Source organism: Sphingobium sp. (assembly GCF_036170395.1).
Taxonomy (GTDB): Bacteria; Pseudomonadota; Alphaproteobacteria; order Sphingomonadales; family Sphingomonadaceae; genus Sphingobium.
In genome coordinates, this window is sequence record NZ_JAVHPD010000005.1 from 14872 (window position 1) to 35204 (window position 20333).

The window sequence follows — 20333 nt, forward strand, 5'->3', positions numbered from 1 at the left end:
ACATCCTCCCCCCGGCGGGGGAGGTGGCAGGGCGAAGCCCTGACGGAGGGGTGTCACCGTCTCGATAGGGCGACACCCCTCCGTCACGCGCTTCGCGCGCGACACCTCCCCTTCCAGGGGAGGATGTTCAGATCAGCCGGTCGGCTTCCAGCGCGAGCGCGGGGGAGTCGCGCAGCTTGGGGCTGCGGGCGTGGAGGCGGGCGTCGGCTTCGACCAGCCGTTCGACCCCGGCCTCGAGCTGGGCCTCGTCCAGCGTGAAGGGCAGGCGCAGGAAGCGCTCGAACGCGCCGCCGACGCCGAAGCGCGGGCCGGGCGCCACGCGCACGCCCATGCTTTCGGCGAGCGCGGCGAGCGCGGTCGCCTCGGCGCGGGGCATTTCGGCCCAGAGCGAGAGGCCGCCGGCGGGCGCATCGACCGACCAGTGCGGCAGGCGGCGTTCGAGCAGCCCGATCAGATGGTCGCGCCGGGCGCGCAGCGCATCGGCCCGCTCGCCCAGCCCCACATCGGCGTCGATCAGCTGCGCGACGGCGAGCTGCTCCACCACCGGGCTGGCCATGTCCATCGTGGTGCGCAGCCGGCCGAGCGCGGCGATCGTCTGCGGATCGGCGCGAATCCACCCCACCCGCAAGCCGCCCCAGAATATCTTGCTGGCCGATCCAATGGTGATGACCTGCCGCCCCGAAGGGTCGTGGATCGCGACCGGCGGGGGCGGCGCGAAATCGAGCCCCATCGCCACCATCGTATCATCGATGATGAGCGGGGTATGGCTGCGCGTCGCCGCCGCCACCAGCGCGCGGCGGGTGCCGGGGTCCATGCTGCGCCCGGTGGGGTTGTGGAAATCGGCGATGACATAGGCGAAGCGGGGGGCGGTCTGGCGGAAAGCCGCCTCCATCGCGTCGATATCCCAGCCCTGGCGCGGCAGGCCGACCGGCACCGGCACGACATGCGCGCGCTGGAGCGCCTGGATGGCGTTGTGGTAGGTCGGATGGTCGATCACCGCCCGGTCGCCCGGCCCGGCCAGCCATTTCAAAAGCAGCGAAAAGCCCTGCTGCGCGCCGTTGGTGACCATGATCTGATCGGGCGAGGTCGGGCAGCCGCGCCGCTCATAATGGGCCGCGACCGCGCGGCGCAGCACGGCAAGGCCGAGCGGGTCATAGCCGAGATCGCCAAGATAGGCGGGCAGCGCCTCGACCGCATGGGCATAAGCGCGGGCGACGCCCGGCGCGGCAGGCAGGGCGGCATGGGTCCAGTTGAGGAGGTTGCCCCCGCCCTGCGCCGGCTCGATGTCGGGCAGCGGCGCTGCGGCGCGGCCGGCGGGCAGGCGCGTGACGCTGCCAGACCCCTGGCGGCTTTCGAGGAAGCCCTCGTCGCGCAGCCGGTCGAAGGCGGCGGCGACGGTGGTGCGCGAGAGGCCGAGCGCGGCGGCGAGTTCGCGCTCGCCGGGCAGGCGGACGTTGAGCGCCACGCGGCCGTCGAGCACCAGCATCCTGAGCGCCTGCGCCAACTGGCGATAGGCAGGCTCCGCGCTGTCCTGCGCGCGCCAGGCGCCGAGCAGGCGGAGGAGGGAGGGCGGACGAAGCAGCGAAGCGGACACGAGGACTGGCTCCCTTTCTGGCCTGATGGCCTTCCGCCCTTACCGACAATTGGCATCGTTGGAAAAGGCCAGTTGGGCGGGAAAAGCCTTCTTCAAAGATCGTGCCACGAGCGTTGACCTGGGCGCGGTGACGGGCATGATCGCGCGGTCCATCCATCCGGGAGTCGCCTCGCCATGCGCGCCTTGTTCGCCGCCCTGCTCTGCCTGCCCCTGGCCGCCGCTGCTGCGCCCGACCAGGCATTGGCGCCGCTCGCCTTCGAGCAGATCGCGCCTGTTGGGACGAAGATGCCGCGCTTCAAGGTGGACGCCGCCTGGCCGGCCATGCCCAGCGACCTGCTGCTGGGGCAGGTGAGCGGCGTTTCGGTCGGGCCGGACGACAGCGTCTGGGTAGTACATCGGCCCCACTCGCTGACCGGCACCGACACGGGCCTGGCTCAAACCCCGCCGATCGCTGTCTGCTGCAAGCCTGCGCCACCGGTCGTGCGCTTTTCGGCCGACGGGCGCTATCTGAGCGGCTGGGGCGGGGCGGCAAGCGCGCCGACGATCGAGGGGGTGAACCAATGGCCCGCTAGCCTGCATGGCGTGTTCGTGGACAAGGACGGCACGGTCTGGTTCGGCGGCAATGGCAAGGGCGACCATGTCGTCATGAACTATACGGCGGAGGGCAAATATCTCCGCCAGATCGGCCGGCGGGAGAAAACCGGGGGCAATGATGCGACCGACCAGCTTGGCAACCCATCCGACGTCACGCACACGGACGGCATGGTGCTGGTGTCCGACGGCTATGTGAACCGGCGCGTCATCGGCTTCGACGCGAAGAGCGGCGGCTACAAGGGCCGCTGGGGCGCCTATGCCAAGCCGCCGGTCGCGCCGACGCGCAGCGGCGATTTCGACCAGAGCCATGCCGTCGATCCGAGCAAGGTCGCCAATCCCAAGTCGCCGATGTTCGCCGACATCGTCCATTGCGTCGTGCCGACGAAGGACGGGCATCTCTATGTCTGTGACCGCAACAACAACCGCGCGCAGCTGTTCAAGCGGGAGAAGGATGGCGGCCTGACCTTCGTGCGCGACCTGGTGATCGCGGGGGAGACGGGCGGGACGCACACCGTCACCGACATTGCCTTCTCGCCCGATCCCGAGCAGACCTATCTCTACGTCGCCGACATGATGAACGGGCGCATCTGGATCTTGCGGCGCAAGACGCATGAGGTGCTGGGCGCAATCGGCCGGGTGGGGCGGCAGGCGGGGCAGTTCACCTGGCTGCACAGCATCGATACCGACAGCCAGGGTAATATCTACGCCACCGAGGTGAATACCGGGCGACGGGTGCAGAAGCTGGTGTTCACCGGGATCGAGTGAGGCGGCTAGCCCGCGATCAGGCGGACATAGGCGCTGGACACCCAGCCGCTGGGACAGGGGCCGGCATAGGGCTGGCGGCGTTCGACCGGCGAGGAGACGGCGCAATCCGGCGTGTCCGCAGCGTTGTCGGGCACTGGCGCGGGTTGAACGACGACGCCGAGCCATTTCTGGTCGAGGCTGCGGGTGCAGATCCACGCCCTTTGCCCTTCGGCCAGCCGCGCCAGTTCCTTCGCATCGGCAAAAGGAGCGGCGCGCAAGGAAAGGCCACCCGATCCGGCGCGCGTCACCCGCCCCAGCGCGCCGCAGGCGTCGAGCCGGGGACCGTCCTCCCCGATCGTCACCGGACGGGCGACGGGCGCATCCATGCGGCTTTCGGGCACATCCTCGCGCGGCGCGCCGGCGAGCGAACTGTTGGGCAGTTCCTCATAAATGTCGCTGGTCCGGGAACAGGCCGACAGGATCAAAAGGGGGATCAGAAGCGCGCGCATCGTGGCTTGATAGACTGCCCCGGCTGCGCCCGGAAGATGGCATGTTTCGCTTTAGTTTCGTGGGGCGAGTCCCTATATGCTCGGCATGAGCGAAGAACCCGTGAATTCCCCCAACAGCAATGATTATGGCGCAGACAGCATCAAGGTGCTGAAGGGGCTGGACGCCGTCCGCAAACGGCCCGGCATGTATATCGGCGATACCGACGACGGCAGCGGCCTGCATCATATGGTGTTCGAGGTCAGCGACAATGCGATCGACGAGGCGCTGGCCGGGCATTGCGACCGGATCGTCATCACGCTGAACCCCGACGGGTCGGTGAGCGTGGAAGATAATGGCCGCGGCATCCCGACCGGCATCCACAAGGAAGAGGGCGTCTCCGCCGCCGAGGTCATCATGACCCAGCTGCACGCGGGCGGGAAGTTCGAGAACACCAGCGACGACAACGCCTATAAGGTGTCTGGCGGCCTGCATGGCGTGGGCGTTTCGGTGGTCAATGCGCTTTCCGAGTGGCTGGATCTCAACATCTGGCGGGACGGCGAGGAGCATTATATGCGCTTCGCCTATGGCGATGCGGTCGCGCCGCTGAAGGTGGTCGGCAAGGCCCCAGAGGGGAAGAAGGGCACGCGCGTCACCTTCCTCGCGTCGACCGAGAAGGTGCCCGGCGATGGCGGCACCTTCAAGAACCAGACCGACTATGACTTCGACAAGCTGGAGCATCGCTACCGCGAACTGGCGTTCCTCAACAGCGGCGTGCGCCTGTTCCTGGTCGATGCGCGGCATGAGGAGAAGAAGGAAGTCGAGCTGTTCTACGAGGGCGGCATTGCGGCCTTCGTCAAATATCTCGACCGCAACAAGACTGCGCTGATGCCCGATCCGATCGCGATCGCGGGGACGCGCGACGACGTGACCATCGACGTCGCGCTGGAATGGAACGACAGCTATTATGAAAATGTGCTGTGTTTCACGAACAACATCCCGCAGCGTGACGGTGGCACGCACCTCGCCGCCTTCCGCGCGGCGCTGACGCGGACGCTCAACAATTATGCCGAGAAGTCGGGGGCGCTCAAGAAGGAGAAGGTAAGCCTCACCGGCGAGGATATGCGCGAGGGACTGACCGCGATCGTGTCGGTCAAGCTCCCCGACCCCAAATTCTCCAGCCAGACCAAGGACAAGCTGGTCTCGTCCGAAGTGCGCCAGCCCTTGGAAAGCCTGATGGCCGACAAGATGGCCGAATGGCTGGAGGAAAATCCCGCCCATGGGCGGATGATCGTGCAGAAGGTGATCGACGCCGCCGCCGCGCGCGAGGCGGCGAAGAAGGCGCGCGAACTGACCCGGCGCAAGGGCGCGATGGACATCGCCTCGCTGCCCGGCAAGCTCGCCGACTGCCAGGAGCGCGACCCGGCCAAGTCCGAACTCTTCCTGGTCGAGGGCGATTCCGCCGGCGGGTCAGCCAAGCAGGGGCGCAACCGCCATAACCAGGCGATTTTGCCGCTGAAGGGCAAAATCCTGAACGTGGAGCGAGCACGGTTCGACCGGATGCTCTCGTCCAAGGAAGTCGGCACGCTCATCCAGGCGATGGGCACGGGCATCCGCGACGATTTCAACCTGGAAAAGCTGCGCTACCACAAGATCGTCATCATGACCGACGCGGACGTCGACGGCGCGCATATCCGCACGCTGCTGCTGACCTTCTTCTATCGCCAGATGCCGCAGATCATCGAGGCAGGGCACCTCTATATCGCCCAGCCACCGCTCTATAAGGCGACGCGCGGACGCTCCGAGGTTTACCTCAAGAACGAGGCGGCGCTGGAGCAATATCTGGTCGACAATGGCGTGGACACGATGGTGCTGGAGACGAGCGGCGGGGCGCGCAGCGGCGACGATCTGCGCCACCTGATCGAGCATAGTCGGCGGATGCGCGCGGTGATGCGCTATGTGCCGCGTCGCTATAACCCGCAGATCATCGAAGCGCTGAGCCTCAACGGTGCGCTCGACCCCGAATTGTCGAGGGACGCGCAGGCGCAGCGGCTGGCGGCGACCGTCGCCTGGATGGATGCGCATGACGCCGAAGGGCGCTGGACCGGCCGCATCGCCGAGGAAGGGGGCTTCCATTTCGAGCGGCTGTGGCGCGGCGTCACCGACCATCATGTGATCGAGGGTGGGTTCGTCGGGTCGGCCGAGGCGCGCAAGCTGCACGCCATCGCCAGCGAGGAGGCGGCGAGCTACACCAGCGCCAGCCGGCTCGTCACCGCCAAGGCGGCGGCGGCAGCCGAGGAAGCGGGCGAGGACGAGTTGCCGGTCGTGGCCAAGGGGGTCACGATCACCAGCCCAAGCGATCTGCTCGACGCGATCCTGGCGGCGGGGCGCAAGGGCCTTGCCATCCAGCGCTACAAGGGGCTGGGCGAGATGAACGCGGAGCAGCTGTGGGAGACCACGCTCGATCCCGACAATCGATCGATGCTGCGGGTCGAAGTGGAGCAGGCGGACGTGGCCGACGAAATTTTCTCCCAATTGATGGGCGATGTCGTCGAATCGCGGCGCGAGTTCATCCAGGACAATGCGCTGAACGTCGCCAATCTGGACGTCTGATCCGTCGCCCTGAGCGCCGGATCAGCGCCATTTCGGCGCAGTCCCTTCACAAAAGCATCGCTCTCCTGAGGTAGGGTTGGATCGGTCGCGACCGGTCCAACCTTTTGCGGAGGGAATGATGAGCTTTTTGCAGATCGCGAGCTGGAATATCGAGCATCTGGGCGGCGCGTCGCGCGCGGACAAGCGGCAGAGCGCCTATGCCCTGGCCGACCATATCGAAATGTCGGGGATCGACATCCTCGTTCTCCAGGAAATCTACGTCACCCCCGCCGATCAGGAGGTGCGGCTGTTCGACAACCAGCCCGTGATCCAATCCCATGCCGAGGGCGAGAAGCGCAACGCCGATCTCGATATCGTCTGCCATCTGCTGGAGGAGCATCTGGACGATGCGCAATGGCGCTATGTCATCCTTCCCAACCGGCAGGCGGGGGACCGGTCGCAGCTATGCGCGGTGATGTGGGACATGACCCGGGTGAGCCTGGCGAACATGATCCGCCCGCCCGTTCAGCATCAGGTCGACGGCGACAATCTCTGGGACCGCGCGCCGCATGCGCTCAACTTCACGTCCGACATCAAGGTGTGGCGGCGGCCCGAAGGCGGCGAATGGCAGCAGCTTGAAGAAAGGCGGCGTCTCACTCTGGTGCCGCTGCATATGAAGTCCAACTATGGCGGCGTGACCGAAAATCGGCGGGTGCGCGCGCGGGAGGCGGTGACTCTGTGCGAAGCGCTCGCCGCGGTCGATGCGCAGCTCGACCCCAGCCTGATCCTGATCGGCGACACCAATATCCTCGCCAACAGCGAACCGGCGATCGAAACCTTCATCGCCAACGGTTTTGTCGATCTCAACAATAATGACAGCGCGACCTATTGGAGCGCGCAGTTCGCCGAAGCGCCGTTCGACCGCGCCTTCGTGCGGAAGGGCCGGCCGGAATTCCGCTATTCGCGCCAATATGTGCTGCGCTCGTCAGACCTGATCGCGCATGACCGCTTTCTGTCGGACCATTATATGATCAAGCTGAGCGTCAAGGATTATGTCGACGACGCGGACCCGCGCTGAGGGTATGGACTGAAGGCCGGTCGGCCGAGTGCTTGCACGCCGTCCCCAGAGCGGCGTCGCTTGCCGGGCCGGCCGGCCGGGCCTATAGCGCGCGGCATGACTGCCGAGCCCTTTCGTTCGCAGCTCGCGGCGCTGGAGCAGCGCGGCCGCTTGCGTCGTCTCAGCCCCAATGCCGGGCGGGACTTCGCCTCCAACGACTATCTGGGGCTGGCCGGCGATCCGATCATCGCGCAGGCGGTGGCCGATGCGGTGGCGCGCGGCGTGCCGCTGGGATCGGGGGGCTCGCGGCTGCTGCGCGGCAATGCGCCCGAGCATGAAGGGCTGGAGGCGAAGGCTGCCGATTTCTTCCGCACCCAGGCGGCCTTATTCGTCGCCAACGGCTTTTTCGGCAATCTCTGTCTCTTTTCCACCTTGCCCCAGCGCGGCGACCTGATCGTCGCCGACGAGCTGGTCCATGCCAGCGTCCATGACGGCATCCGCATGAGCAAGGCGACCGCCGTGTTCGCGCGGCATAATGACGTGCAGAGCTTCGCCGATCTGATCGCCGCCTTTCGCGCCGAAGGGGGCAAGGGCCGGATATGGATTGCGGTCGAGACGCTCTATTCGATGGACGGCGACAAGGCGCCGCTCGCTGATCTCGCACGGCTCGCCGCCACGCATGAGGCGATGCTGATCCTGGATGAGGCGCATGGGACGGGGGTGTTCGGCCCGGCCGGGCGGGGGCTGTCACATGGGTTGGACGGGCGGCACAACGTCATCACGCTCCACACCTGCGGCAAGGCGATGGGGGCGGAAGGCGCGCTGATCTGCGGGCCTCAGCTCCATATCGACTATCTGGTCAATCGCGCCCGGCCCTTCATCTATTCGACCGCGCCATCGCCGCTGATGGCGGTCGCGGCGTCGGCGGCGCTCGACCGGATCGCGGCGGTGGACGATCGCCGCGACCGGCTCGCCATATTGCGGCAGGACGCGGCCGAGGCGATCTGCGCGCCGCTTGGCCTGCCCGCGCCGCAGAGCCAGATCGTGCCCGTCATTCTTCAGGAGGATCAACGCACGATGCGGATTGCGGCAGTCTTGCAGGAGGCGGGGTTCGACGTGCGCGGCATCCGCCCGCCGACCGTGCCGGCGGGCACCAGCCGCCTGCGCATCTCGCTGACGCTGAATGTCGGGCGCAGCGATGTGGCGGCGCTCGGCGAAACGCTGCGGCGGCTGGTGCAATGAGCGTCCTCGTCGTCACCGGCACCGACACCGGCATCGGCAAGACAGTGTTCGCCGCCGGGCTCGCCGGGGCGCTGGGGGCCTATTATTGGAAGCCGGTGCAGGCGGGGCTGGAGCCGGAGGGGGACAAGGAGACAGTGGCGGCGCTCTCCGCCCTGCCTGCCGGCCGCATCCTGCCCGAAGCCTATCGGCTGACCACGCCCGCCTCGCCGCATCTCGCCGCGCGGATCGACGGGGTGACGATCGACCTGGATCGGCTCGCCTTGCCCAAGGTGGATGGGCCGCTGGTGATCGAGGGCGCGGGCGGGCTGCTGGTGCCGCTTACCGAGACCCTGCTGATGGCGGACCTGTTCGCGCATTGGGGCCAGAAGGTGATCCTATGTGCGCGCACCGCGCTAGGCACCATCAACCACAGCCTGCTCAGCATAGAAGCCTTGAAGGCGAGGAACGTGCCGATCGCCGGCATCGCCTTCATCGGCGAAGCGCATGACGAGAATGAGCGGATCATCCCGCGCCTCGCCGGCGTGCCCGCGCTCGGGCGGCTGCCGCTGCTCGATCCGCTCGACGCGCCCACCCTGCGCGCGGCCTTCGCCAACCATATCAACCTGCATCAGATTTCGACCAACGACATGGACAAGCCTGTTTAACGGGCGTTCAAGTCCCTTGCATGGGGCCGGCGCAGGCGTGGCCCGCGACGAACGAACAAGGGACGCATTCATGAAGACTTTGCTGCTGGGCGCCGCCATCGGTGCGCTCACCATCGCCGCGAGCGCGGCGCAGGCCGATCAGGCTGCCGCGCCGGCCGCCAAGCCCACCTATGGCACCTACGGCTTCGACACGGCCGGCATGGACAAGTCGGTGCCGCCGGGCGAGGATTTCTACGATCATGCCAATGGGACATGGGCAAAGACCACGCCGATCCCGGCCGATCGCTCCAACTATGGCGCCTTCTCGGTGCTGGAGGAACTGTCGCAGAGCCGCACGCGGGGCATATTGGAGGCGGCGCAGGCCGACCCTGCCAGCAAGATCGGCAACGCCTATGCGAGCTATATGGACAAGGCGGCGGTCGAGGCGAAGGGGCTTGCCCCGATCAAGCCATGGCTGGCCGAGATCGCGGCGGTGAACGACCACGCAGCCTATGCGCGCGTCGCCGCCAAGGCGGCGGGGTCGGGGGTGCGCGGGCCGTTCCGCTTCACCGTCGGGCAGGACGATAAAGACCCCGAAACCTATATTCTCTCGATGAGCCAGGGTGGCTTGGGTCTGCCCGACCGCGACTATTATCTTGACCCGTCGGACAAGATGGCGGCGATCCGCGCCGCCTATGTCGCGCATCTCGAAAAGATGCTGGCGCTGGCGGGCGAAAGCGACGCAAAGGCGCGCGCCGCCGCGCTGATGGCGTTCGAGACCGAGATCGCCAGAGTTCACTGGACTCAGGTGGACAGCCGCGACGCCGACAAGACCTATAACAAGATGACGCTGGCGGCGTTGCAGCAGGCCGCGCCCGGCTTCGACTTCGCCGCCTTCTATGCCGCCAATGGCCTGACGCTCACCGACCTGCTGGTCGCCCAACCAAGCGCCATCAGCGGCGAGGCGGCGCTGATCGCCAGGGCCCCGCTCCGGGTGCTGAAGGACGGGCTGCTGCTGTCCAGCCTGCACGCCTATGCCGATTATCTGCCCGACAGCATCGCCAACGCCGACTTCGCTTTTTACGGAACGACGCTGTCCGGCACGCCCGAGCGCGAAGAGCGATGGAAGCGGGCGGTCACCTTCCTCAGCGATTCGCTGGGCGAAGAAGTCGGCAAAGCCTATGTCGCGCAATATTTCCCGCCCGAGACCAAGGCGGCGATGGATCAGCTGGTGAAGAATGTCATCGCCGCCATGGGCCGGCGGATCGACGGGCTGCCCTGGATGAGCGCGCCGGCCAAGGCGCGGGCGCACAAGAAGCTGGCGGCCTTCACCCCCAAGATCGGCTATCCCGACAAGTGGCGCGATTATGCGGGGCTGGACATCCGGCGCGACGACCTGCTCGGCAATGCGATGCGCGCCAAGCGGTTCGACTTCGCCTACACCGTCGGCAAGCTCGGCAAGCCCATCTATCGCTGGGAATGGGGCATGACCCCGATGGAGATCAACGCTTATGCCAACTTCGGCATGGTGGAGATCGTCTTCCCGGCCGCCATCCTGCAACCGCCCTTCTTCGATCCCCATGCCGACCCGGCGGTCAATTATGGCGGCATCGGCGCGGTGATCGGCCACGAGCTGAGCCATCATTTCGACGATCAGGGCGCGAAATATGACGAGACCGGCAAGCTCAACCAATGGTGGAGCGACGAGGACGTTGCCAATTTCAAGGGGCTGACCGACAGGCTGGTCAAGCAATATGACGCTTACGAGCCCTTCCCCGGCGCGCATGTGAAGGGGGCGTTCACGCTCGGCGAGAATATCGGCGATCTGGCCGGGCTGGCGGTCGCGCTCGACGCCTATCATGCTTCGCTGGGCGGCAAGCCCGCGCCGGTGATCGACGGCACCACCGGCGACGAGCGCTTCTTCCTGGGCTGGGCGCAAGTGTGGCGGCGCAATTATCGCGAGGCCAATCTGCGCCAGCGGCTGGTGACCGATCCTCATGCGCCGTCGCAATATCGGGCCGACATCGTGCGGAATTTCGACGCCTGGTACGGGGCGTTCAAGCCTGCGCCGGGGGGCAAAATCTATCTGGCGCCCAAGGATCGGGTGAAGATCTGGTGATTCCTGGCTGGCGAGGCGGGGCATGGCGCGCCGCCTCGACCAGGCGAGCCTTGCGTGCGACCAGTCGTCGCGCGCTATCCTGTCATCTTTGGAATCGCTCTTTTCGTCCGGTTCCGCCTTCTCTTGCCGCATCCAAAGCCACAGCTTGATCGTCGGAAGACTGTAACAGTCGAGAGGAGAAGAACATTGATGGGTCGTTCCAATTTCCAGATGTTGAAGGCAGGCGTCGTGTCGGCCGCCCTGTTTGCCGCCTATCCCGCGCTCGCGCAGAGTGATGCGGCAGCGCCTGCGGCAACGCCCGCCGCCCCTGCGGCGCAGGCCACACCTGCCGCCCCTGCCAATTTCAGCGACGCCGATATCAAGCAGTTCGCCGCCGCTGCTGTCGAAGTGACGAAAATCCAACAGGACGCCTCGATCTCGGCCGCCGACAAGCAGCCCAAGATGCTCGCGGCGGTGCAGGCGTCGGGCCTGCCGCCTGAAAAGTTCAACCAGATCGGCCAGGCCGCCGCCGCCGACCCGGCGCTCCAGCAGCGCATTCAGGCGGCAGCGCCCACCGCTCCCGCACAGCCGGCGGCGCCGGCAACGCCCGCGCAGCCGGCTCAACCGCCGCAATAAGCGCGGCGCATCGTTCCACATCGAAAGGCGGCCAGCGATGGCCGCCTTTCTTTTGCGGGACGCTTCATAAGGCTGACATTGGACGCTAAGGCGAGCGCATGACTTCGCCCGTCTGGCACCCCTTCACCCAGCATGGCCTCGGCGAGCCCATCCCCCATGTCGTTCGCGCCGAGGGAGCGCTGCTGCACCTGGCCGATGGTCGCAGCCTGATCGACGGCATATCGAGCTGGTGGGTAACGACGCACGGCCATTGTAATCCTCGCATCGCCGCCGCCATCGCCGCGCAGGCGGCGCAGCTCGATCAGCTGATCTTTGCCGGCTACACCCATGGTCCGGCCGAAGCGGTTGCGCAGGGCTTGATCGACCTCGCGCCCCGCGCGCCGGACCAGCCGACGCTATCGCACGTCTTCTATTCCGACAGCGGATCGACCGCAGTCGAGGTCGCGCTCAAGATGGCGCTCGGCTATTGGCATAATCTGGACCAGCCGGAACGGCACTGCATTTTGGTGCTGGAGCATAGCTATCATGGCGATACGATCGGCGCGATGTCGGTGGGAGAACGCGGCGTCTACAATGCGGCCTGGCAGCCTTTGCTGTTCGACGTGGGCACTATCCCCTTCCCCGCGCCTGGCTGCCAGCAGGCGTGCCTCGCGGCGCTGGAGGCCGCGTGCGCGCAGCGGCCCGCCGCCTTCATCGTCGAGCCGCTGATCCTGGGCGCGGGCGGGATGCTGGTCTATTCGCCGGACATATTGCGCGAGATGGCGGCGATCTGTCGCAAGCATGATGTGCTGTTCATCGCCGACGAGGTTATGACGGGCTGGGGCCGCACCGGCACGCTCTTCGCCTGCGAGCAAGCCGACGTGGTGCCGGACATCATGCCGGTAGCGAAGGGGATTACCGGCGGCGCGATGCCGCTCGCCGCGACGCTCGCCACCGCGCCGATCTTCGACGCGCATTATTCGACCGACCGGGCGAAGCTATTCTACCATTCGTCGAGCTACACCGCCAACGCCATCGCCTGCGCGGCGGCCGCCGCCAATCTCGCCATCTGGCGCGAGGAGGATGTGCTGGGCCGGATCGCATCGCTGGCGGCGGGCATGGCGGCGCGGCTGGAACGGCTGGCGCACCATCCCGCCTTCGTGAACCCGCGCCAAGTGGGCGCGATCGCAGCGATCGACCTGATCGCGGCGGACGCAGGCTATCTGTCCGATCTCGCGCCCAGCCTGCGCGCCTTTTTCCTGGAGCGCGGCCTCTTGCTGCGGCCATTGGGCAACACCATCTATCTGATGCCGCCTTATTGTGCTGACATGGATCAGCTCGATCGCCTGTTCGCGGCGATCGCGCAGGCTGGCGACTATTTCGGCCGCAACGCCTGACTTTCATTTTGCACCATTTGGCGCTATGGCGGCGCGATTTTACGCTTTTCCGGGATATTATGGCGAAAGAAGAACTGCTTGAGATGCGCGGACAGGTTGTGGAGCTTCTCCCCAACGCCATGTTCCGCGTTCGGTTGGAAAATGACCACGAAATTCTCGGCCACACGGCCGGCAAGATGCGCAAGAACCGCATTCGTGTGCTGGTGGGGGACGAGGTGCTTGTCGAGCTGACCCCCTACGACCTCACCAAGGGTCGGATCACCTATCGTTTCAAATGACCGGGCCGATGCGGCTCGTGCTCGCTTCCACCTCCGCGCGCCGCCTTGACTTGCTGGCGCGTATCGGAGTGGTGCCTGAGCGGATCATTGGTCCTCATATTGATGAAAGCCCGCGCAAGGGCGAGCTTCCGCGCGCCTACGCCCTGCGCCTGGCGCGGGAAAAGGCGCAGGCCGTCGAGCGCGCGTCCGACGAATTGGTGATTGCAGGCGACACGACGATCGCGCTCGGCCGGCGGATTTTGCCGCCGGCGGAGACCGAGGATGTGCAGCGCACGCTGCTCGCCCTACTGTCGGGCCGGCGTCATCATGCCTTGTCCGCTGTCTGCCTGATCGGCATGGACGGCCGGCCGCGTCTGCGCCTTGCCGACACGGTGGTCGCGTTCAAGCGGCTGACGCGCCAAGAGATCGACCGCTATATCGCTTGCGGCGAAGGGCTGGGCAAGGCCGGCGGCTATGCCATACAGGGGCGGGCCGAAAGCTTCGTGCGCTTCCTGTCCGGCAGCCATTCGGGCGTCGTCGGCCTGCCGCTCTACGACACCCGCACCCTCCTCGAATCCGCTGGATATTCCCTTGGCTGAATGGCTTTATGAAGAAGGGATTGGCGAGGCTCGCGCTGCGCTGATCGAACATGGCAAGCTGGTCGAGGCGCAGATCGAGCGCGAGGGCGATGCGGCGCGTGCCGGCGCGGTGGCGCAGGGGCGGCTGATTGCGACGCTGATCCCGAGGAAGCGCGGCGTGGTGCGTCTGATCTCGGGCGAGGAGGCGCTGCTGGAGCCGATCCCGCCGCGGCTGTCCGAGGGCGCCAATGTGCTGGTCGAAATTTTGCGCGAGGCGATCCCCGAGGAAGGCCGGGCCAAGCGCGCGAAAGCGCGGGTCGCGCCGCCGGGCATCAAGCCGCACCCCGGCCCGACCTTGCTCCAGCGCATCCGCGCCACCGGCGTGCCGGTCGTCCCCTGCCCGGCCCATGAGGAGGACAGGCTCGAAGCGCATGGCTGGAGCGAACTGATGGAGCAGGCGGCGAGCGGCGAGGTCGGCACGGAGGCGGCCGCTTTGAGGCTCTTCCTGACCCCGGCGATGCTGCTGATCGACGTCGATGGATCGCTGCCCCCAGCGCAGCTTGGCCCCAAGGGCGCAAAGCTTGCGGCGCAGACGATCCGGCGGATGGGGATCAGCGGTTCGATCGGCATCGATCTCCCCACCATGAACAACAAGGACGAGCGGATGATCGCGGCGGCGCAGATCGACAAATATCTGCCGCTTCCTTTCGAGCGCACGGCGGTCAACGGCTTCGGCTTCCTCCAGATCATCCGTCGCCGCGAGCGCGCGAACCTGATGGAGATCGTGCGCGAGGACGCAGTGCTGACCGCCACGCTGGCGCTGCTGCGCCGGGCCGAGCGGCATGGTAATGGCGGCGCGGCCACGATCAGCGCAGCGCCCGCGATCATCGACCTGCTGCACCGGCGTGCCGCCTGGATCGAGCAGCTTGCCCGCCGGCGCGGCGGCGCAGTGACCTTGCGCGCCGACCCGGCGCTCGCCCTATCGGCCGGGCATGTCGCCTAAGCCCGCCCCCTGTCCGATCTGCGGCCAGCCCGCGCAAGCCGCCGCCCGCCCCTTTTGCGGCCCCGCCTGCCGCGACCGCGACCTGCTCCAGTGGCTCGGCGAAGGCTATCGCGTGCCCGGCCCGCCAGCGGGCGAAATGCTGCAAAAAAATGGCGACGAAGGGCTGGACAGCCAAGCGGATTGACGCCTATAGGCACGCCTCCATCGGCGGCCCCGCCGCGAGGATCCCCGTGCCCGGGTAGCTCAGTTGGTAGAGCATGCGACTGAAAATCGCAGTGTCGGCGGTTCGACTCCGTCCCCGGGCACCATTGGCCTGTTCGCCAAACCCCGCCAAAGCTTGAAAAACCCGGGAAATCTGCCACTTTTAGCGTCGGCTTTACCGCTGATGCTCGCTCATGTTCGCCGATATTCGGTCGATCTTGGGGCCCTTTGTGGGGGCCTTGTGAAAAAGCCTGATTTGAAAGGCCCCCAAGATGCCCCTGAGCGATTCTGCGATCCGCGCCCTGAAGCCCCGCGACAAGGATTATCGCGTCGCGGACGAAAAGGGCCTCTACCTTCAGGTCTCCGCCGCTGGTGGGCGTCTATGGCGGATGAAATACCGCACCCCCGGCGGCACCGAGAAGAAGCTGGCGTTCGGCGCTTACCCTGAAGTGTCTCTGAAGGCGGCACGCGATCTGCGCGACGATGCCCGCAAGTTGCTGGCGGCTGGCGTTGATCCGGCAGAGAAGAAGAAGCAAGACCGCCACGCCGCCAAGGTCAGCGCCGCCAATTCCTTTGTCGTGGTCGCGCAAAGCTACATCGACAAGTGCAAGCGTGAAGGCCGTTCGGAACAGACCAATGACAAGCAACAGTGGCTTCTGAAGCTGCTGGACCGCACCATCGGCCAGCGTCCTGTCGCTGAAATTCAGCCGTTCGAAATGCTCGAAGCCGTTCGGAAGTATGAAACCACAGGGCGCACCGAAGCCGCGCATCGCGCCTTGCAGTTCGCCAGCCAAGTGTTCCGCTTCGCCATCGCGAACCAGTTGGCCCCGTCAGACCCTACGCGCGATCTGCGCGGGGCATTGACCAGCCACAAGTCAAAGCACCACGCCGCCATTCTCGAACCGAAGAAGGCGGGCGAATTCCTGCGCGCGATCGACGGATATGGGCTTTGACGAGCGTTCCGCGCGTGAAGCCATATTGGAAATGCCGCCGACATTCGATCTGGAAGGCGGGGAACTTGCCCCGCTCTACCAGATGTCCGAACCGGTGAAGCTGACGCTTCAGGAACGCCCCGATACGAGCGGCTGGACTTTCGAAGCGCAACTCGCGATCCGGATGCCCACCGCGACCGACTACTTCTATCCGGACTTCGTGGCCGAACTGAAGGATGGGCGGCAACTGGTGATCGAATATAAGGGCGAAGCCTACAAGACGAACGACGATTCGAAGGAAAAGAGCAACATCGGCCTGAAGGCGCAAGAGCTTAGTGGGGGCAAGCTCCTGTTCCTGATGGCCGTGCTGAAGGACGAGCAGGGCCGCAACGTGAAGGCGCAAATCCTGCACAAGATCAGGGGCGATTGAACAGCTGGCCATGCCCGTACAAAGGCGGGCAATGGCGGGCTGAAACAGTGGAAAAAATGGGGTAGCCTAATAGCGCTGGGGGCCTTTTTGGGGGCCTCGATCAAAAACCGCCTTGCATTTATCTATACATAGCAAGTCATTACGCAATTTTCGCGGTTCCGTCCCCCCGCACCATTTGTTCTCTTTTCAGCATCCAGAAGCGTCTAGCTGTGTCCGGAAATTGGCGCAAAACGTGTGTTTTTGATTAACCCATCATCCCCGCACGTCCCCGGAGTACATTGGCAGCCACCCCTCGGTGATGGTGTTTTGATGGCATCCTGAAATGCCATCATGACTCTACCTGTAACGGCAATAAACGCTGCAAAAGCAAAGGCTAAGGCTTACATATGGCCCGATAGTCTGGGGCTGCATCTGCTGGTCGCGACTGAACCGCCGCACGTTTGCCGGAGGCTATTTGGTTTAATTTATGCCGCCATAGGTTGATCGTCCAGCATAGCGTAATATCGTTCTTCGGCTTCAGCAGGCGGGATATTGCCGATGGGTTCGAGCAATCGCCGATTGTTGAACCATTCGACCCGTTCCAGCGTAGCAAATTCAACCGCTTCGAAGGGCCGCCAAGGTCCTCGCCGATGGATCACCTCGGCTTTGTAGAGGCCGTTAATTGTCTCAGCCAGGGCATTGTCATAACTGTCGCCGACACTGCCGACTGATGGCTCGATCCCGGCTTCAGCCAAGCGTTCGGTGTAGCGAATGGATACGTATTGCGACCCACGGTCGCTATGATGAATGAGCCCGCCCCGATGGACAGGTCGTCTCTCATGGATGCCTGTTCCAGTGCATCCAGTACAAAGCTGGCATGCGCCGTTTTACTGGATCGCCAGCCTACTATCCGGCGTGCGTATGTGTCGATGACGAAGGCAACGTAAACGAACCCCGCCCAAGTGGCCACGTAGGTGAAATCGGAAACCCAGAGCATGTTCGGGGCTGGCGCGTAAAATTTCCGGTTCACGTGATCGAGTGGACATGGGACAGCCCTGTCGCTGACAGTGGTGCGCACCGGTTTACCCCGGATCACCCCCTTGAAGGCCTAGGTCACGCATCAGTCGAGCCACCGTTGACCGGGCAACGGCAAAGCCTTCACGTCGCATCTGCCGCCACACCTTGCGAACACCGTAACCGCCGAAGTTCTCGGCAAAACCGCGCAGGACCTCCGGTTTAGCGCCAGATCGCTTTGGGCACGGGCTGACAGCCGCGATGGATCCCGGCGTTGGGCAACACGCTCGTGGTAGGTGGAAGGGGCAATCGGCAGAACCCTGCAGATCGGCTCGACCCCATAGGCATCGCGGTGATCGTAAAGGCAATCATTTGCGGAACGGGCGGTCGAACTCCGCCTGGGCAAAATATGCTGACGCCCCTTCGGCAGGCTCAGGACAGGCTTGCGAAGAATCTCATTGGTTTGGCGCAGCTCTCGGTTCTCCCGCTCCAGTGCCTTGAGCTTCTCGGCCATCTCGGTCGGCACGCCTGCACGCTTGCCGCTGTCGACTTCAACCTTCTTTACCCATTCATGCAGCGTGGGCGGTGAGCAGCCAATCTTCTCTGCTATCGACACCACAGTGGCCCAGCGGGACGGATAATCCCCCTCGTGACCCAGCACCATCCGGATCGCCCGCTCCCGCACCTCCGGGGCAAACTTGTTCGTTGTCTTGCTCATATCGGCTCCTTCTACTCAAGAGCTGGAGCCTCCGGCAAACGTGAGGCGGTTCACTGCCTCAAATACGCGGAGTATGCTCTGCACCTACAGTGCTGCGAAGACGGGTAGCAGCTGATGTGCGCTTGGTGAACGTTTGGCCAAATTGACATCGTGCCTGTCGCAAGACGCGATAACATCGCCGATAAGCACAGCTATCGATAATTTTCGGAGAAGAGGATGCCCGCAGTCGCTGATATTCCGACGAATTGCTGGTTCGTGGCTGCTGCTCGGGCGATGTCCTCCCCTCCCAACCATTCGCCGTGAGTGTAGCGGACATTCCCCTCGTCATGTACCGTAACAGCGCGGGATCGCCGGTCGCCATGGAGGATCGCCGCGTTCATCACCTCGCGCCGCTCTCGCTTGGCCGCATCGAAGAGGCCGGTATTCGCTGCATGTACCATGGGCTGCTTTTTGCAGATGACGGTACATGCCGGGAGATTTCGGGCCAGGACCGTATACCGGCCAAGGCGCGCGTCCGTGTTTTTCTTGTGATCGAGCGGGATGGATGGATCTGGGTATGGCCCGGCGACCCGCAACTGGCGGACGAAGCGCTTCTGCCCCGCACAGTCGCGGCGCATCATCCCGAATGGCTAAACGCGCAGAACAGCCTCGATTACCAGGCGAACTTTCGCCTGCTCGTCGACAATCTGCTCGACTTTTCCCATCTTCCGTTCGTGCATGGCCAATCCTTCAGGGCCGACCCCAAATGGGCGACGGTCCGCCCGTCGGTGAAGCGTCAGCCGCGCGGTTTGCGGATCGAGCGCTGGATCACCGATGCGCCGGCACTGGCTTCGGCGCGCGAGATGGCCGGCCAGATCTGCGACACCTGGCAGGGCTATGACTTCCTCGTGCCGGGCGTGCTGGTAATCGAGACCTATTATTGCAAGGTCGGCAGCGCCGAACGCGCATCCTATGGCCGGCCCGATTCATCGGACATCGTCGTGCGGAACGGCGCGACGCAGGCCGTCACGGCGATGACCCCTACCACCTCGCGCTATTTCTATGCGACCTCGGTCCCGCCCGAAGGCGCGGACCAGGCGATGGCGGACCGAATTCTCCAAGTGTCGGCGGAGGCCTTCGTGGAGGACAAGATGATGATAGAGGCGCAGCAGCAGCGCATCATCCAGTCGCCCAGCATAGAGGTGATGCCATCGGCCGGGGACAACGCGATCGTCATGTTCCACGCTTATCTGCGTGAATTCGGCACAAAGCGTCAGCAAGCAAGCCCATCGGACACGGCGCTCACCTGACCCCAGCGTCAGGTAGCCGTTCTGATGGGCGCCGGCATTTTTGGGCGGCCGCCGCCGATCCTCCTTCACAGGATCGCGGACTCGATTTCGCGTGCCGCCTGTCGAAGGGGCGCGAGATATTCCGCCTCGCCTATCCGCTCCTTGGCCTGGATGGACCGTGAGACGGAAATGGCAGCGGCCGCATTTCCATTCACCGAGCCTACGGGCACGGCGAGGCAGACGAGCCCTTCGGCGATTTCCTGGTCATCGCGGGCGAAGCCCTGCTCGCGGACCTGTTGCAGATGGCTGCGCAGAACGGCCGGATCGGTGATTGTCGCATCGGTGAGCCGGGGGAACGGCCCGGTAGCGAGATAGGCTTCGCGCTGACCCTCCGGCAGGGCGGCCAGCAAAACCTTGCCGATCCCGGTGCAATAGGCTTCCAGTTGCAAACCCACCTTCGTGAAGAAGTCGCCGGCCCCCTGCCCCGTCTTGATCCGGTAGGTCACCATGTCATTTTCAAGCGTCCCCAGTTGGGCGACGCAATTCAGCCGGGCAGCCAGCCGGTGCAACACCGGCGCGGCGGCGGCGACGATGACCTGTTTGTCATCGGCTTGCTGCGCCAGCGCCTGCAGTCTCTTGCCGGCGACCAGCCGGCCTCCGGGCAGCCGCCGCAGATAATCCTCCTGAATAAGCGTGGCGATCTGCCGATGTGCGGTCGCCTTGGGCACGCCAAGCTGTTCCGCAAGCACGGCCAGGCTGCGCCCGTCGCGATCGGCGAGCACGGCTTCGAGCATCGCGAGGCTGCGCGCGAGGGCGCTTATCGGCGGCGTTCCGCGTCTCATCATGTGAGATGATAGGATCGACCCGCACTGGTCGCAAGCGCTGCGCGGGATTATCAAGGCTGCACAAAT

At 65.2% G+C, this 20333-nt stretch carries 18 protein-coding genes, 1 tRNA gene, 1 pseudogene and 1 other annotated feature; of the genes and pseudogenes, 16 read left to right on the plus strand and 4 right to left on the minus strand.

What is annotated here, in order from left to right; translation table 11 throughout:
• Positions 1-127: 127 nt before the first annotated feature.
• Positions 128-1594, minus strand: a complete 1467-nt coding sequence (yczR, locus tag V2B31_RS01055) for a MocR-like transcription factor YczR (RefSeq protein WP_328274447.1) — start codon at positions 1592-1594, stop codon at positions 128-130.
• Positions 1595-1768: 174 nt separating this feature from the next.
• Here yczR and V2B31_RS01060 point away from each other — a divergent pair, with 174 nt between their 5' ends.
• Positions 1769-2953: a hypothetical protein gene (locus tag V2B31_RS01060; protein ID WP_328274449.1), complete on the plus strand. Its 1185-nt coding sequence runs from the start codon at positions 1769-1771 to the stop codon at positions 2951-2953.
• A 5-nt stretch (positions 2954-2958) separates the two neighbouring features.
• On the opposite strand, the gene V2B31_RS01065 is transcribed toward V2B31_RS01060, so the two are convergent.
• Positions 2959-3441: a hypothetical protein gene (locus V2B31_RS01065; RefSeq protein WP_328274451.1), complete on the minus strand. Its 483-nt coding sequence runs from the start codon at positions 3439-3441 to the stop codon at positions 2959-2961.
• Positions 3442-3526: 85 nt separating this feature from the next.
• Between V2B31_RS01065 and gyrB the strand changes: the two genes are divergently transcribed.
• The 14 genes from gyrB (at position 3527) to V2B31_RS01135 (ending at position 16443) form a co-directional block, all read left to right on the plus strand.
• On the plus strand, positions 3527-6031 hold the full coding sequence (gene gyrB / locus V2B31_RS01070) for a DNA topoisomerase (ATP-hydrolyzing) subunit B (RefSeq protein WP_328274453.1): 2505 nt from the start codon (positions 3527-3529) through the stop codon (positions 6029-6031).
• A 115-nt stretch (positions 6032-6146) separates the two neighbouring features.
• Positions 6147-7088, plus strand: coding sequence for an endonuclease/exonuclease/phosphatase family protein (locus V2B31_RS01075; protein ID WP_328274455.1), 942 nt, complete (start codon positions 6147-6149; stop codon positions 7086-7088).
• A gap of 96 nt (positions 7089-7184) precedes the next feature.
• Positions 7185-8309, plus strand: a complete 1125-nt coding sequence (locus V2B31_RS01080) for an 8-amino-7-oxononanoate synthase (protein WP_328274457.1) — start codon at positions 7185-7187, stop codon at positions 8307-8309.
• The gene (gene bioD / locus V2B31_RS01085; RefSeq protein ID WP_328274459.1) at positions 8306-8953 is read left to right on the plus strand and encodes a dethiobiotin synthase; all 648 of its coding nucleotides are present in this window, start codon (positions 8306-8308) and stop codon (positions 8951-8953) included. The genes V2B31_RS01080 and bioD overlap by 4 nt, the downstream gene beginning before the upstream one ends.
• Positions 8954-9023: 70 nt before the next feature.
• Positions 9024-11051: a M13 family metallopeptidase gene (locus tag V2B31_RS01090; RefSeq protein ID WP_328274461.1), complete on the plus strand. Its 2028-nt coding sequence runs from the start codon at positions 9024-9026 to the stop codon at positions 11049-11051.
• Between the two features lie 189 nt (positions 11052-11240).
• A complete protein-coding gene (locus V2B31_RS01095) occupies positions 11241-11666 on the plus strand; it encodes a DUF4168 domain-containing protein (RefSeq protein ID WP_328274464.1) in 426 nt (141 codons plus the stop codon).
• A 98-nt stretch (positions 11667-11764) separates the two neighbouring features.
• Positions 11765-13042 (plus strand): adenosylmethionine--8-amino-7-oxononanoate transaminase, encoded by a 1278-nt coding sequence (locus V2B31_RS01100; RefSeq protein WP_328274466.1) that lies wholly within the window; start codon positions 11765-11767, stop codon positions 13040-13042.
• A 59-nt stretch (positions 13043-13101) separates the two neighbouring features.
• Positions 13102-13320: a translation initiation factor IF-1 gene (infA, locus tag V2B31_RS01105; protein WP_003049127.1), complete on the plus strand. Its 219-nt coding sequence runs from the start codon at positions 13102-13104 to the stop codon at positions 13318-13320.
• Positions 13321-13328: 8 nt separating this feature from the next.
• A complete protein-coding gene (locus tag V2B31_RS01110) occupies positions 13329-13898 on the plus strand; it encodes a Maf family protein (protein ID WP_328274586.1) in 570 nt (189 codons plus the stop codon).
• Positions 13891-14880 (plus strand): ribonuclease, encoded by a 990-nt coding sequence (locus V2B31_RS01115; protein WP_328274468.1) that lies wholly within the window; start codon positions 13891-13893, stop codon positions 14878-14880. The genes V2B31_RS01110 and V2B31_RS01115 overlap by 8 nt, the downstream gene beginning before the upstream one ends.
• On the plus strand, positions 14870-15064 hold the full coding sequence (yacG, locus tag V2B31_RS01120) for a DNA gyrase inhibitor YacG (RefSeq protein ID WP_328274470.1): 195 nt from the start codon (positions 14870-14872) through the stop codon (positions 15062-15064). Before V2B31_RS01115 ends, yacG begins: the two co-directional genes overlap by 11 nt.
• 48 nt (positions 15065-15112) lie before the next feature.
• Positions 15113-15188: transfer RNA gene (locus V2B31_RS01125), tRNA-Phe, on the plus strand.
• 165 nt (positions 15189-15353) lie between these two features.
• The gene (locus V2B31_RS01130; protein WP_328274472.1) at positions 15354-16034 is read left to right on the plus strand and encodes a tyrosine-type recombinase/integrase; all 681 of its coding nucleotides are present in this window, start codon (positions 15354-15356) and stop codon (positions 16032-16034) included.
• Positions 16024-16443 carry a hypothetical protein gene (locus tag V2B31_RS01135; RefSeq protein WP_328274475.1) on the plus strand — a complete coding sequence of 140 codons (420 nt, stop codon included), beginning with the start codon at positions 16024-16026 and terminating at the stop codon, positions 16441-16443. The genes V2B31_RS01130 and V2B31_RS01135 overlap by 11 nt, the downstream gene beginning before the upstream one ends.
• 464 nt (positions 16444-16907) lie before the next feature.
• Here V2B31_RS01135 and V2B31_RS01140 read toward each other — a convergent pair.
• Positions 16908-18154: pseudogene (locus V2B31_RS01140) on the minus strand (IS3 family transposase).
• Positions 17738-17850, minus strand: a sequence feature (AL1L pseudoknot). (Overlaps the previous pseudogene by 113 nt.)
• Positions 18155-18399: 245 nt before the next feature.
• Here V2B31_RS01140 and V2B31_RS01145 point away from each other — a divergent pair.
• Complete coding sequence (locus tag V2B31_RS01145) at positions 18400-19443, plus strand: aromatic ring-hydroxylating dioxygenase subunit alpha (RefSeq protein ID WP_328274477.1); 1044 nt, start codon at positions 18400-18402, stop codon at positions 19441-19443.
• Between the two features lie 65 nt (positions 19444-19508).
• Here V2B31_RS01145 and V2B31_RS01150 read toward each other — a convergent pair whose 3' ends face one another.
• Complete coding sequence (locus tag V2B31_RS01150; RefSeq protein ID WP_328274479.1) at positions 19509-20267, minus strand: IclR family transcriptional regulator; 759 nt, start codon at positions 20265-20267, stop codon at positions 19509-19511.
• Positions 20268-20333 lie beyond the last annotated feature (66 nt).